The sequence below is a fragment of the Aurantibacter sp. genome, from assembly GCF_039941195.1.
GTDB lineage: Bacteria > Bacteroidota > Bacteroidia > Flavobacteriales > Flavobacteriaceae > Aurantibacter_A.
Map to the genome: position 1 here is coordinate 1 of NZ_JBDVFA010000006.1, position 13,532 is coordinate 13,532.

A 13,532-nucleotide genomic window follows, 5' to 3' on the forward strand; every position below is an offset into this window, starting at 1 on the left:
CAGCTTTTAAATACAGCTTTTAAATAATGACTAACGAAAATTAATTATAACTTTTAAGTAAAACTGCTTTGACATAATTGTTGACGATATAGACCTAAAGGCGCTATATCTACAATTATATCAAATAGCACAGCTATACGCTGTTTTACATAATAAACATGTTTGTACTATAATATATATTATGTAAAATAGAATATTTGAAGGCTCTCCATTTACCTTACTTTTTATATCACACAAAATAAATTATAAATTCTAACTGTGAAGTCCTTCTGCATCATCTAACCGATATTTTAAATCATCCAGAGGATAATCTAAAATACTTAAGGTGCCTTACAAAGTCAAATTATAATTAAACGGACTCTTTTAACGCGAAGATTTAATATAATCTTCAATCTCGTTATGCAACACATTAAAACGTGAAAACTGTAATTCTACATTTTCCATGTAGTCTACAATTACAATATCGTTTATTTGTAAAGTTGCCACCAATTCTGAAGTATTATTTGCTAAGGCGACTAATTCTTCTTTTAATACCGCCATTTTTTCAAACAAATGAAACGTTTGCGGTACACATTTATAAGAGTTTAATTTTCGCTGTAATTGGTCTACAGCACTTCTTTTGCGCTGTAATTCTCTAATTACAACTGTCTTCTCGGCATTCTTTAGTTGAGCATTCATAACAGTTAAGTTGAAAAAGTTGTGTATTCTTTTAACGCAATACAAAGAACAACATTGTGTTGAAAACCAATACTATAGAATTTTTTTAATAAACTAGAGTTAACCATTTGCTAACGGACTATATCTGAGCTTCACCGCTATATAATTGCTTACACCTTGTTATTAACCAACTCCGTACAAACTGTTCTCTTCATTACGCCATTGATATACGGTAGAACAATCAAAATAGTTGCAGCGAACTATTTTATTTCACTACTATTTCTGAAAACAACAAATTCCAACCTGTTCCTGGATCAAAAACCGATGTGCCATCTTTTAAACTTCCCAATCGAATTGCATATTCTGGTCGGTTTGCAATACTTTCTGAAGCATCAGGAAAATTGATATATAGCTTATAGTTCCCTTTTGAGACTTTTTCAGGCCACACGCCTTTTGTGGTTATTTTTTGCACCTCATTAGTAAACCAAAAACGCGTATCCACATCTAATTTCTGATGGTATTCTTTTTGTGTAATACTATCTTTTAAAATCAGTTCTGCCGAGCGATAATTATAAGTAGATGCATAGCCTACATTTTCAATTTCCAATTGCATTTTAAAAGGTTTTCCATTTATAAGTTTTGTTGGAAAATTTCCTTTTCTAAGCTCAAAGCGATATCCTAAATTCCGTTTAATTTCGTCGATACATTTGTTGGTCCAATCGCCATTTACGGCTCCCGACCACGAAGTATTCAAAAATGACGTATGAAATCTTTTTAAATAATTTTGAGCATTCCCTCCTTCTGAAATGCAGTCGTTATACGGACTAAAAACATCTTCCCCTGCTGCACCACCTGGGCATGTTTCACCTCCAAAAACCAAATATTTAGTTTCATCTGCAATGTATTTTTTTAGATTCAGGGTGTCACTAGTTGCCGGCCAGGTATGAAACGAATTATAGGTCCAATAATCATCGGCATTAGCCAAAATACAATCGTTATGGTGGGCTAAACGTGCTTTATCACTTTCACTAAAAGCCTCATCCGCTGTTAATGGCTTAGCATTTTCTGGTAGTGCCTCCTCCCCTTCTACATAACGTAATTTATAGTACGGCGCACGCACTTGTACCATTCGCGATTTTGGTACAATATCTAATAATTTCTGAATAACAGCATTTCTATCCAACCAATGTTGATTGGTCACCGGTCCGTGTTCCAAATCTCCAAAATAATCCGAGTAAAATTGCTCACCCCAAGGTCCTATCAGTCCCATTTGCACCACTGCAATAACATCTACATTTTTAGCAATAACAGCTTGCAATTGGTCTAAATGTTGAAAGATTATTTCTTTGGGCACATCATTAAAAGGTGGTGTACAACAATTAGAAGAATAGGTAAATCGTAAGATAATTTTATTGCCTACACTTCGTACAGTATTCATATCGGTCTGAATGGCCTGTAAAATTTCTTCATTGAGTGGCTTCTCTCGAAACGTATCAAATTGATAGGATCTATAGGTTAAGGTGCTCCCTACTGAAAATCCGCCAGCTGCCGGGTTTGATTTTTGTAAGGCTAATAGTTCTTCTGCATTCAACGCTTGAAAATCACTCGTTTGCGTGCCGAATGGGCGATAGAAGCCACGTTCTGGATTTGTAAATTCCTGAAGGTCTGCAGTATAAGCTTGATCCACATACGTTGTTTTCACCTCGCTACAAGAAACCAATACCAATGTGAAAGCACAAAAAGTAAGCAAAATTCGAATCATTTTTTTCATTTTTTAAAAAGTGCACTACAAATTTACCTTTTTAAAAGTGATTACTAATTTATGAGTATTAGGAGATCATTGCCTTTTATAGTAAACAATCTGCGCTCGACGTTTTATTAATTTAAATGTGTACGTACACCTAATATTTTAGCTTTGTTTTAACCCAATTTTTCTTTGCCATATGGATATGGAAATGTAACTTTAAATAAAACAATACCTCTATGAATATAATTTTCGAATATCACAATGTAAAGGCTAGTGAACGCCTAGAAGAATTTGCTACTAAACATCTAAATAAGCTAGAAGATAAATACGATTTTATCGTACGGGCAGATGTATTTTTCAAAACGGAAAACACTTCAGAAGAAAATAAAGGTAAAATTTGTAATATTCGATTGAGTGCTCCAGGTCCAAGATTATTTTCGGAATCTAGCACGGGCGCCTTTGAAGCGTCTGCTAAAGAATCTATTGGTGAACTAGAAAGGCAATTAAGTAAGCGAAAAGACAAAATGAAATCGCACTAGTCAAAATAAGCTGTGCACTAAAAGCGTATCGATAGCATTCTATTTATTGTTATTGACTATATCTTCATCGTCATCTTCAAATTCTATTTCAGCAAATTGTTTGTTTACTTTATCTGAAAAAGGATTTTTATTCAGTTCGCGGAACAAGCGTTCGCGTCTACGGTCTGATATATTTAAGGTATCTAGAATGCTTTTTCTATGTGCAATTACTTCGCGACGTTCAAGTTTCATACGTTTACGTTCGGCAACTGGTAAAACGTAATCCGATTCAAATTTTTCCATTACGGTATGTTTTTTCACATTAATTTCTTCGTCTGCAACGTAAGAAATTGAATCTTGTGCTTGCACAGCTGTAACTAGAAATACTAATAGTAATGTAATTTGCCCCTTAAACTTTGTCATGTTAAAAATAATATTGTGATGTAAAACATCCGTTATTAAAAATACGAATAATTCACATAGCAATGTGTATTAACACTTTAAGTAGGAAAAGAACTTTGGGGTTTGTTCTCTAAATTTTAATTATCCTCAAATTTGGTTTCAGCAACCGTCGTCTTAGAAAGGACTAAATCTTTCGGATTTTTATGCAAATCGCGTAAAAGTCGTCGTTTTTTACGATCTGATATTTGCATAGTATCAATAACCGCTCTAGCCTGATTAATTTCTTCCTGCCTTGATTCTACCGCAGTTAAAAAATTGGGCTCAAATTTGAACATTAGTGGTCCTTCTTCTTCATCTGAAACCACATTCTTTTTTTCTTTTTCAGTTTGCTGCGCAGACAAAGTTGCTGAGCTGAAAACTATAAATCCGACACATAGTATCGCTAAAATATTCTTTCTCATCTTCATATAAGGTTCTCGTTGCAAGTTAAATAATAATCTACAAACAGCAATAAAAGGCAGGGTTAACAGCCGATTATCGATTTTAAATGTCACTTATCGAAATTCATTTTTAAGATTATCGATGAAATGCACCTTTTTAATTAAAACTATGAAATGCCGAACTTATTGTTAAGCACAAATTCAAAATCGATAACTTTGATTACAACTATTATTCTTTATTATGATGAGATTTAAATTGATATTATTTTTTTTAAGCTGCTACCCTATTCTAAATTTCGGGCAGATTACAAGTATAAAATCAGCCGAAATATCATTCAATTTTGAAGCCAAAGATGTAGATGGAACTATTTCAGGATTTAGTTCTGACTCTCAATTAGATTTTGAGAACATTCAAAATTCAAAACTCAAAGGTTCGGTTGCTGTAAAAACTATAAAAACTGGCATATTTCTTCGCGACTGGGCATTAAAAGGAAATAAATACTTTAATGAAGATTTACATCCTAAGATATATTTCGAAAGTACTAACATACAAGAAACAAATACTGGGTTTTCCGTTCAGGGTAACTTAACCATAAAAGCAATAGCCAAACCAATGCGAATTACTTTTGTTAAAAATGGAAATAAGCTAATTGGCACTGCAATCGTAAAAACTTCGGAATACGGTATTAATATTAAAAAACATCCAGAAGACAATACAGTCAAAGTTAAACTGATTTTTACGCTTCATTGAATATTAATCACCTGAGAACAATTTGTTTAACATTTGTAAAAGATGCTTAACTTCGCGTCCTTAAAAATTAAACTATGTGGGTTTGGGGAGTATTCATTGCCTTTGTTCTTGTTTTTTTAGCATTGGACTTAGGGGTGTTTCATAAAAATGATCACGTTGTTCGTACCAAGGAAGCCAGTATTTGGACAGCCATTTGGGTAACCATAGCATTGAGTTTTAGTGGGGTAATCTATTGGTTGTTTTCTAGTGGCTTAATTGCCAATCCCACTGATCTTACTCCAAATCAGGCCGTTCTTAAATATGTAACCGGCTACCTTATTGAACTTTCCTTAAGTGTTGATAATGTATTTGTAATCGCAGTTATCTTTTCATCATTTAAAATTCCAGCAATTTATCAACACCGTATTTTATTCTGGGGCATCTTAGGAGCAATTATTTTTAGAGCTTTAATGATATTATTTGGAGTTGCCTTAATCACCAAATTCGATTGGATCATTTATGTCTTTGGAATTTTTCTATTATGGACTGCTTTTAAAATGCTGAAATCTGACGAAGATAATTTTGACCCGAAGAAATCATGGGTATTCCGTCAAATTAAAAAAATATTTCCTGTAACCGGAACCATACACGGACACGACTTTTTTGTTAAACGAATGGGCATTAATGCAGCAACTCCCCTTTTTGTAGCACTTATTGTAATAGAATTGACCGATATACTATTCGCACTGGATAGTATTCCGGCCATTTTAGCTATTACTGCAGACCCGTTTATAGTCTTTAGTTCGAACATCTTAGCCATTCTAGGCCTACGTTCGATGTACTTCCTGATTTCAAGAATGTTGGATAAGTTCCGATATATCAACTATAGTCTAGTTGTAATACTGGCTTTTGTTGGATTAAAAATGCTTTTCTCAGGTTATGTTCATCCGCCAGAATGGGTGTCATTAGCCGTTATTTCCATTGCTTTAATAAGTGGTGTAGTTGCTTCTAGAATAATTCCAGATACTGAGAATTCTCAAATTCAAGAATAGAATCAGTCATCTTTTAATGCGATTTCACCATATTGGTATAGTCAAAGATACCCATACGTAAATCGTTGAAATCGCGAATTTGCTGCATCACTTTTTCGGATACTTCATCCATAACAGTTTTACCTTGTTCAACAGAAGAAATTATTTCATCATTACCCTTTTTAAGGCTTTCCATTCTGTCTTTTAGCGATTGAAATTTTTGATGAAGACTATAAGTACAGGGCTCATAGGTGTATGACTTTAATTTATTATTCAATAAATTAATTTCATTGTTAGCACGTTTTAATCGTAACAAGCCGCTACTTCTTAAACTACTACCATCGCTACTTCGTTTTTTTGATAATGATTCCATATTCATAGATTTTGAGTTAAACAAACAATTCAATTTCTTAAACCACAGTTTACCGTGGTAAAAGTTAATTTTAGAAAAACATTATGGGTTTATGTTGCTTAAAGTTTGCCTTTGAACCTCAGAGGTGTTCCATGGCAATCGAATAAAAAGTAGTAACACTTTTTATGGGTCACATTAAATAAAGCTAAGTAGTAATAGGTTATTTAGTTACTTCAATATAGGAATAATCTTCGGATAAATCTCAGTCTAATTTAAATTTAACGTAACATTTACCATTTACTAATACCTAAAGCTCAATAACTTAGTTAATATTTTAAATCTGGAATTTAAAATTTGTAGTCTTTATCTTATTTATCGCTGAGCTTTTTGTCAATAATTAGCAGTGCATTTTTAACCGTTTCCATTTGATCCATATCATCGTTTTCGATAGCAATACCAAATGCATCTTCTACATCAAGCACAATATCAACCAAGTTAGCCGAATTAATATTAAGCTCATTAATTAAGTGACTTTCTGATGTGATATCCGTTTCAGAAATATCTTCCGGAAGATAAACTTTAATAATTTCTTGCAGTTTTTGGTAGCGCTCTTCTTTATTCATCGGTGACTATTTTCAGGGAAAAATCAAATTAATTAAATAGTAAATAGTTAAAGATACTATTCATTGTATGCCTTAAAAATAACACAAGCATTTACATCTCCAAAGCCAAAACTGGCTTTAGCCAAAATTCTTGGTTGATGGTTTAACGTCTTTTGGGGAATACGTCCTGCATCAATTACGTCTAAAATATCGGGGTGTAAATCATTACTATTTATATTTCCATAAACATAATGATTCTTAAATTGAAGTACCGATGCAACACATTCGATACTACCGGCTGCTGCCAAACAATGTCCGATTGTGCCCTTTGTAGCATTTATATATGGAAAATCTACCCCTTTTCTTTCCAAGGCTGCACTCCAATTTTCTATTTCGGTTGCATCTTTGGAGGTTGCGGTTAAATGTCCATTAATGGTATCGATGTCCGATTTTAAGATTTTCGAATTACATATAGCATCTTCAATACAGCGCTTAACCGCTTCGCTATTGGGAGCTGTAATACTTCCACCTCCTCTTTGTCCACCACTATTTATTGCACCACCCAAAACTTCTGCGTAAATCTTTGCACCTCTTTGCTTTGCACTTTCAAAAGACTCCAAAACCAAAGCTCCTGCTCCACTTCCAGGAACAAATCCTGATGCTGTTGCACTCATCGGCCTACTAGCTTTTGAAGGATTATCATTAAATTTTCTAGGGAGAATACGTAAACTATCAAAGCCCCCCCAAACATACGGACCACTATCACTGCAACTACCCACTAACATTCGTTCTGCTTTTCCAGTAGCTATGCGTTCAAATCCCATTAAAATACTTTCCGTACCTGTAGTACACGCAGATGAATTGGTGGTAACTTGATTTCCGCAACCTAAAATCCCACCTAAATATGCACTAATGCCACTAGCCATTGTTTGCACAACGGAAGTGCTTCCTAATCGTCTAACGTCTCCGTTGTCAATTAAATGGATGCTCTCTCTAAATTTATCGACTCCTAAAATACCCGTTCCGAAAATTATTCCACTTTCCCAATCGGGGCTTTTATTATGTTCTATTGTTAAATTTGCATCTTTCCAAGCATCAACACCTGCAATTACTCCATATACCAAACCACTAGCATTCAATCCGCGTAGCTGTAATGGTGTAAAATAGCTATTTACCATGTTTGCTGGAACCAAGGGTTCACCTGCAATTTGGCAGCCAAAATTTAGTTCGGCTAGCTTCGGTTGAAAGCGAATGCCACTAATTCCATTTTGTAATGAAGTAGCGAATGCTTCCAAACCGATTCCGTTTGGAGCACAAACACCTAACCCTGTAATAACTACTCGCCTACTCATTATGAGCTGTTTTAAACATTCCAGCTAAAGTTCCTTTGCACACCAATTCTTCCTTTTCGTTGAACATCTTTACATTACACTTTAACTTATTAAACCTAAAATAGACTTTTTCTGAAATCACTTTTACTCTTTCATTTGGAAATACAGGAGTATAAAATTCCATTTCAGAACTACTCATTCCAATTTTTAAATTTTCCAAATTACTATCTTCCAATAAAAACAAACCCAAACAAACTACTCCAATTTGTGCACAGCATTCTGTTAAAATAACTCCTGGAGTAACTGGTGCATTTATAAAATGACCTGAGTAAAAATCTGAATCTTCAGGAAAGCGATAACTACCAGTTACACCATTTTCATTCAGTTCATTGAGTGCATCAACAAAAAGAAATGGCCTTTGATAGGGTAATTTTTTTAAAATTTGGTCGAATTTCATCAAAAATGTATAAATAATAAAACTATAAATTACTGTATATTAAACTAATAAAACGTATTACTTAGACCATTAAATAATACTACCTGCATGGAGATAATTAAATCAGAAATGCCAATAGTGAGCAAATTACTTGTTCCACGTTGGACATTATACGGGTAATAAACAATGATAAAACTCTGTAAAAAATTTCAATTAATATCACTTATTTCAATCAATACTACAAGTAGATTAGCAATTAATACAAAAATTTAACTAATTGTAAATAAACTATTTAATGATTAATATTTAAATTAATAATTTACCATTCAAGTAAAACTCTTTGTGCTGAAAATCCTGGGCCAAAACTCAATACCAAACCTTTTTCACCTGAGTTGATATTCTTTTCCATAAAACGTTCCAAAACATACAGTACCGTAGCACTACTCATATTTCCATATTCTCGTAAAACTTCTCGGGTATCATCTATATTCTTGCCATACTCACCAAACAAGGCTTCAACAGTTTGGACTATTTTCTTACCACCAGGATGAAAAATTAAATGATTTACTTCATCAATGGACACCCCATTTTTACTGAGAAAAGGATGTACAATATTTGGGAAATGTGAAGCTATAATTTCTGGAACTGTAATATCCAATATCATTTTTAAACCATGATTGGTTAAGTCGAACCCCATCATTTGGGTTGAATCAGGAAAGTGATACATGTCACCACCGACAATACTAGGCCCGATAGCCTCCGATTCAGAAGTAAGTAATACACAAGCTGCTCCATCACCAAAAATAGCCGCACTAACCATATTAGCCATCGAATAGTCTGTAAGTTGAAAAGTAGCTGTAGGACTCTCAACAGCTACCAATGCAGCTCTCTTTCCTGGATTTGACTTAAGAAAGTTGTGCGCGTATATCAATCCAGACACCCCTGCAGCACAACCCATTTCGGTAACGGGCAAACGAACTACATCTTCCTTTAGGTTTAAATCGTTAATCAAATAGGCATCCAATGAAGGAATCATAATACCAGTGCAACTAACAGTTATTATATAATCTATTGATTCAGGTTCCCAATTACATTTATGTAAAGTTTTACTTAAAACTGATGAACCTAACTTTTTGACCTCCCGTATATAAACATTATTTTTATCTTCAAAAGATGTTGTTGAAAAAACATCATCAGGACTCATAATACTATATCTTTTGTCAACAGCTGCACCTTCAAAAATCTTAACTACCTTTCGCATAAATCGTTGATCCTGTTGCCCTAACCATGATTCAACCAAAGGGATAATATCAGCGGTTTCTCGACAATATTCTGGCAACTCTTTACCTACAGCTGCAATACGAACTTTATTCATTAATTTCTTTTTCATTAAAACGTATAACCCAATTCAATCGAAAAGCCCACTTCCATTTTATAGCGTGTTGCTTCGTTGGAAATGATTTGGAATAGTTTTTTAATTCTTGTTTTGTAAATCCGCTTCGAATGGAAACCAATCCGTCGTTTTTCGCAATCTTCGTTTTTATAAAAATAACACTAAACAGTTTAAATAGATAATACGCTATACGACTTCGATGCAGATCACTAATCACAATTCCCATTCGAGACATTTTCATTAAAGCCTTTAGAAAGGCATAAATATCGGTCTCCGCAATATGATGCATGGTTAATGTAGTAATTACAACATCAGCTTTAATGCCGTTTGTTTTCAAAACATCAATTGCATTATATTTTATTTCTGGATAACTCTTCGATGCCTCTCGCGCTAATTGAATGGCTTTTTCATTGATATCAATGCCTAAAAATTCTACCTTCATATTTTCCTTTCGAAAAAAATCGGCCATTACACGAAGCATAGCACCATCGCCACAACCTACATCAATAACAGATAAGCTATCTTGAATATTCTGTAGAACAAGTGATTTTAATGCTATCAAAACAACTTTATTGCCACCCAAAAAAGCATTCGCGCGATTAATATCGAAATAGGTAGCTCGCAAGTCGTCTAAAGAGATTTGAGAATCATCCATTAATTCCTCTTCGCTATGACGCAATGTAAAATCCATTAAATTTGAATAGGTTTTCCGTGAGTTCTTTCGATTAGAGTTCGCAATATTTGTGGCGATTTAACAGCAGTCGACAACGCAACATTTGATAAGGTTTGATTCATTAAAATAGATTGAACTCTTCTCCCCACCCATAATCGTTGCCTAAATGTAAAATTCCATTCCTTCTGATAATCTTCATTAAGTTGAATACGCGAATAGTTTTTATCAGCTAAGAACTTATGAATAAGTTCCGAGGCAATCTTTGCCGCATGAATTGCCATTGACATACCATTTCCACATAGTGGGTGAATTAACCCTGCAGTATCTCCACACATTAAAACTTCACTTTCCACTGCTTTTTTCGAATTAAAAGAAATCTGAGCAATTGTTAACGGCTCTTCAAAAAGAGGTTCAGCGTTTTTTAGAAACGAAGCCAAAAAAGGATTCTTAGAAACTACATTCTTATTGAAGTTATCAATATTTTTCTCTTTTTGAAAATCGGCATAATTAGCCAAATAACAAAAGTTCACCGCTCCAGATTCTACTTTAGATAAGCCACCATATCCGCCCTTGAAATTATGTAATGCGACTAAATTTGAAGGAAATGCATATTTATAATGAGCTTTAACTGCTAACCATGCCGATTTATGCTGAATAAAATCCCGTTTTAGCTGCTTATCAAGCGTACTACGTTTTCCATAAGCCCCAATAACTATAGATGATGTGTATATCCCTTTTTGATCTGTAGCAACTTCAAATTGCGCATTCTCAAATTGAATAGACAATGCACTTTGAAAGCAAAACTTCACTCCTAAGTTAGTGGCCTTTTTGTACAATATATTATCGAAAGCATAACGGCTAATACCCACTCCGCCTAAAGGCAAGTGAGTAGAAACAGCATCTCCAGCAACAGTACTAAACTGCATGGTATTGATATTCATCGCACCATACTTGTCTAGAAAAATACCTAAACTATTTAAATAAGGTAAGACTTCATTGGAAACATACTCCCCACAGACCTTATGGTGCGGATATGCTTTTTTTTCAATGACTAAAACAGTATGTCCTTTTAATTTAGAATCGATAGCAGCAGTAAGTCCCGCAAGCCCACCTCCAACGATTATAATATCATACTTTTTCATATATAGAAAGATAGGTATTTTAAAAAATACCTGTGACATGATAGTAAGAAATTTCAGGGCAAACTTATAGGGCCACTTATTTAGTAGGCTAATAAATTCAACAACTCTTTTTTAAATCGTTCTTTGGGCAAATAATTATCCTCAAGCGTCTTAGCAAATGGAATAGGCGTATCGAGGCTTGCTACCCTTTTAATAGGTCCATCTAAATATTCAAAGCAATTTTCTGTAACAGCCGAAGCGATATCGCTAGCAATCCCACCAAATAAACTATCTTCTTGAAGGATGATAAGTTTACTTGTTCGTTTAACCGATGCAAACACCGCTTCGATATCTAAAGGCACTAAAGTCCGAAGATCCAGTAAGTCAGCGGAAACATGATGTAATTCTTCAAGTGTTTCTATTGCCCAATGGACACCAGCTCCATACGTCACAATAGTTATATCCACACCCTCTTTCAACAGGAAAGCCTCACCGAAGGGCAAGGTATAATAAGCTACAGGTACATCTTGATAAATACTACGATATAGCGCTTTGTGCTCAAAGAAAAGTACAGGATTTGGGTCGTTTATAGCGGTCGCCAACAAACCTTTTGCATCTTTTGGAAATGCTGGATATACCACTTTTAGTCCAGGTGTTTTTGTAAACCAAGCTTCATTCGTTTGCGAATGAAATGGTCCCGCTTGTACTCCTGCACCGCAGGGCATACGGATAACAACATCAGCAGACTGTCCCCATCTATAATGAGACTTCGCCAAATAATTTACAATAGGATTAAATCCTGAACTAGCAAAATCAGCAAATTGCATTTCCACAACTGCTTTCATCCCTTGAATTGACAATCCCATGGCTGCTGAAACCACAGCCGACTCGCAAATAGGAGTATTTCGAATTCTTTCACTACCAAAAGCATCAACAAATCCTTCTGTTATTTTAAAAACCCCACCATAATCAGCAATATCTTGCCCCATGATAACTAAATCGTCATGTTTTTCCATGGCTTGTTTCAGCCCATCCGACACTGCGTCTACAAAACGAATATTTTGAACAATACTACCAGGTTGCACATCTTCGTAATTGAAAGGAGCAAAAACATCTTCCAATTCTTTTACCTTATTAAGAACTATGTCACTTTCTTCAACGGCAAGTTTTAGTTCATCAATAATTTCATTATTGATTTTCGCACGTATTTTATCGATATCCTCCTGAGTTATTATGCCTGACTTAATCAAAAAGTTCTGATAATTTTCAATTGGGTCCTTTTTAGCCCATTTTTTCATTAGTCTCTCAGGCACGTACTTAGTACCACTAGCCTCTTCATGACCACGCATGCGAAAAGTCTTAAACTCTAATAAAACTGGTCTTGGCTTTTTTCTAATATTTTGGCAAAGTGCCTTCACTTTGCTATACACTTCAATTACATTATTGCCATCAATTAAATGAGATTCAATACCGTAACCTATACCTTTATCAATTAGGTTTTTACAGCGATACTGTTCATTTGTAGGCGTAGAAAGTCCGTATCCATTGTTTTCAATACAAAAAAGCACCGGTAAATCCCACACGGCGGCAATATTTAGCGCTTCATGAAAATCACCTTCACTTGTTGCTCCTTCACCAGTAAAAACAGCAGTTACTGAATTATTTTTTTTAAGCAAATTCGCCAAAGCTATGCCATCTGCTACGCCTAGTTGTGGACCCAAGTGCGAAATCATACCTATAATATTATAGTCTTGAGTTCCAAAATGAAAACTGCGGTCCCGTCCATTAGTAAATCCATTAGCTTTCCCTTGCCATTGTGAAAACAAGCGATGCAATGGAATATTTCGTGTAGTAAACACACCAAGATTTCGGTGCATTGGCAAAATGTATTCCTCACTATTTAGTGCACTTGCAACTCCAACAGCTATCGCTTCTTGGCCAATACCACTAAACCATTTAGATATTTTTCCTTGTCGTAAGAGAATCAACATCTTTTCTTCCACCAAACGTGGTTTTATCATACGCTCGAACAGTAGCAATTGCTCTTCTGAAGCAAGACTAGAATTGAATTCCATTTGAACCTTATAAAAAACCAACAT

At 34.6% G+C, this 13,532-nt stretch carries 15 protein-coding genes; 3 read left to right on the forward strand and 12 right to left on the reverse strand.

Annotated features, from left to right (window positions below; all coding sequences use genetic code 11):
- Positions 1-363: 363 nt before the first annotated feature.
- Positions 364-678: a hypothetical protein gene (locus ABJF52_RS00395; protein WP_348144657.1), complete on the reverse strand. Its 315-nt coding sequence runs from the start codon at positions 676-678 to the stop codon at positions 364-366.
- A gap of 244 nt (positions 679-922) precedes the next feature.
- Positions 923-2,419: a DUF4832 domain-containing protein gene (locus ABJF52_RS00400; RefSeq protein WP_348144660.1), complete on the reverse strand. Its 1,497-nt coding sequence runs from the start codon at positions 2,417-2,419 to the stop codon at positions 923-925.
- Positions 2,420-2,640: 221 nt separating this feature from the next.
- Between ABJF52_RS00400 and ABJF52_RS00405 the strand changes: the two genes are divergently transcribed.
- The gene (locus ABJF52_RS00405; protein WP_348144663.1) at positions 2,641-2,943 is read left to right on the forward strand and encodes an HPF/RaiA family ribosome-associated protein; all 303 of its coding nucleotides are present in this window, start codon (positions 2,641-2,643) and stop codon (positions 2,941-2,943) included.
- A 39-nt stretch (positions 2,944-2,982) separates the two neighbouring features.
- Here ABJF52_RS00405 and ABJF52_RS00410 read toward each other — a convergent pair whose 3' ends face one another.
- Together ABJF52_RS00410 and ABJF52_RS00415 are read right to left on the reverse strand one after the other, a co-directional pair.
- Complete coding sequence (locus tag ABJF52_RS00410; protein WP_348144665.1) at positions 2,983-3,345, reverse strand: hypothetical protein; 363 nt, start codon at positions 3,343-3,345, stop codon at positions 2,983-2,985.
- A 116-nt stretch (positions 3,346-3,461) separates the two neighbouring features.
- Positions 3,462-3,785: a hypothetical protein gene (locus tag ABJF52_RS00415; RefSeq protein WP_348144668.1), complete on the reverse strand. Its 324-nt coding sequence runs from the start codon at positions 3,783-3,785 to the stop codon at positions 3,462-3,464.
- Between the two features lie 220 nt (positions 3,786-4,005).
- Between ABJF52_RS00415 and ABJF52_RS00420 the strand changes: the two genes are divergently transcribed.
- Together ABJF52_RS00420 and ABJF52_RS00425 are read left to right on the forward strand one after the other, a co-directional pair.
- Entirely contained in the window at positions 4,006-4,515 is a 510-nt protein-coding gene (locus ABJF52_RS00420; RefSeq protein ID WP_348144671.1) for a YceI family protein, read from the forward strand.
- A gap of 74 nt (positions 4,516-4,589) precedes the next feature.
- On the forward strand, positions 4,590-5,546 hold the full coding sequence (locus tag ABJF52_RS00425) for a TerC family protein (RefSeq protein WP_348144674.1): 957 nt from the start codon (positions 4,590-4,592) through the stop codon (positions 5,544-5,546).
- A 13-nt stretch (positions 5,547-5,559) separates the two neighbouring features.
- Here the strand turns inward: ABJF52_RS00425 and ABJF52_RS00430 are convergent, their stop codons facing one another.
- The 8 genes from ABJF52_RS00430 to ABJF52_RS00465 all read right to left on the reverse strand — a co-directional run bounded on the left by ABJF52_RS00430 (position 5,560) and on the right by ABJF52_RS00465 (position 13,508).
- Positions 5,560-5,898, reverse strand: a complete 339-nt coding sequence (locus ABJF52_RS00430) for a hypothetical protein (protein WP_348144677.1) — start codon at positions 5,896-5,898, stop codon at positions 5,560-5,562.
- Positions 5,899-6,245: 347 nt separating this feature from the next.
- Positions 6,246-6,500, reverse strand: a complete 255-nt coding sequence (locus ABJF52_RS00435) for a phosphopantetheine-binding protein (protein WP_348144680.1) — start codon at positions 6,498-6,500, stop codon at positions 6,246-6,248.
- A 56-nt stretch (positions 6,501-6,556) separates the two neighbouring features.
- Positions 6,557-7,831 carry a beta-ketoacyl-[acyl-carrier-protein] synthase family protein gene (locus tag ABJF52_RS00440; protein WP_348144683.1) on the reverse strand — a complete coding sequence of 425 codons (1,275 nt, stop codon included), beginning with the start codon at positions 7,829-7,831 and terminating at the stop codon, positions 6,557-6,559.
- Positions 7,824-8,267, reverse strand: coding sequence for a hydroxymyristoyl-ACP dehydratase (locus tag ABJF52_RS00445; RefSeq protein WP_348144686.1), 444 nt, complete (start codon positions 8,265-8,267; stop codon positions 7,824-7,826). The genes ABJF52_RS00440 and ABJF52_RS00445 overlap by 8 nt, the downstream gene beginning before the upstream one ends.
- A 298-nt stretch (positions 8,268-8,565) precedes the next feature.
- The gene (locus ABJF52_RS00450) at positions 8,566-9,636 is read right to left on the reverse strand and encodes a 3-oxoacyl-[acyl-carrier-protein] synthase III C-terminal domain-containing protein (protein WP_348144689.1); all 1,071 of its coding nucleotides are present in this window, start codon (positions 9,634-9,636) and stop codon (positions 8,566-8,568) included.
- Positions 9,614-10,330: a methyltransferase domain-containing protein gene (locus ABJF52_RS00455; protein ID WP_348144691.1), complete on the reverse strand. Its 717-nt coding sequence runs from the start codon at positions 10,328-10,330 to the stop codon at positions 9,614-9,616. The genes ABJF52_RS00450 and ABJF52_RS00455 overlap by 23 nt, the downstream gene beginning before the upstream one ends.
- Positions 10,330-11,454 (reverse strand): NAD(P)/FAD-dependent oxidoreductase, encoded by a 1,125-nt coding sequence (locus tag ABJF52_RS00460; protein ID WP_348144694.1) that lies wholly within the window; start codon positions 11,452-11,454, stop codon positions 10,330-10,332. Before ABJF52_RS00460 ends, ABJF52_RS00455 begins: the two co-directional genes overlap by 1 nt.
- Before the next feature lie 80 nt (positions 11,455-11,534).
- The gene (locus ABJF52_RS00465) at positions 11,535-13,508 is read right to left on the reverse strand and encodes a dehydrogenase E1 component subunit alpha/beta (protein ID WP_348144697.1); all 1,974 of its coding nucleotides are present in this window, start codon (positions 13,506-13,508) and stop codon (positions 11,535-11,537) included.
- Positions 13,509-13,532 lie beyond the last annotated feature (24 nt).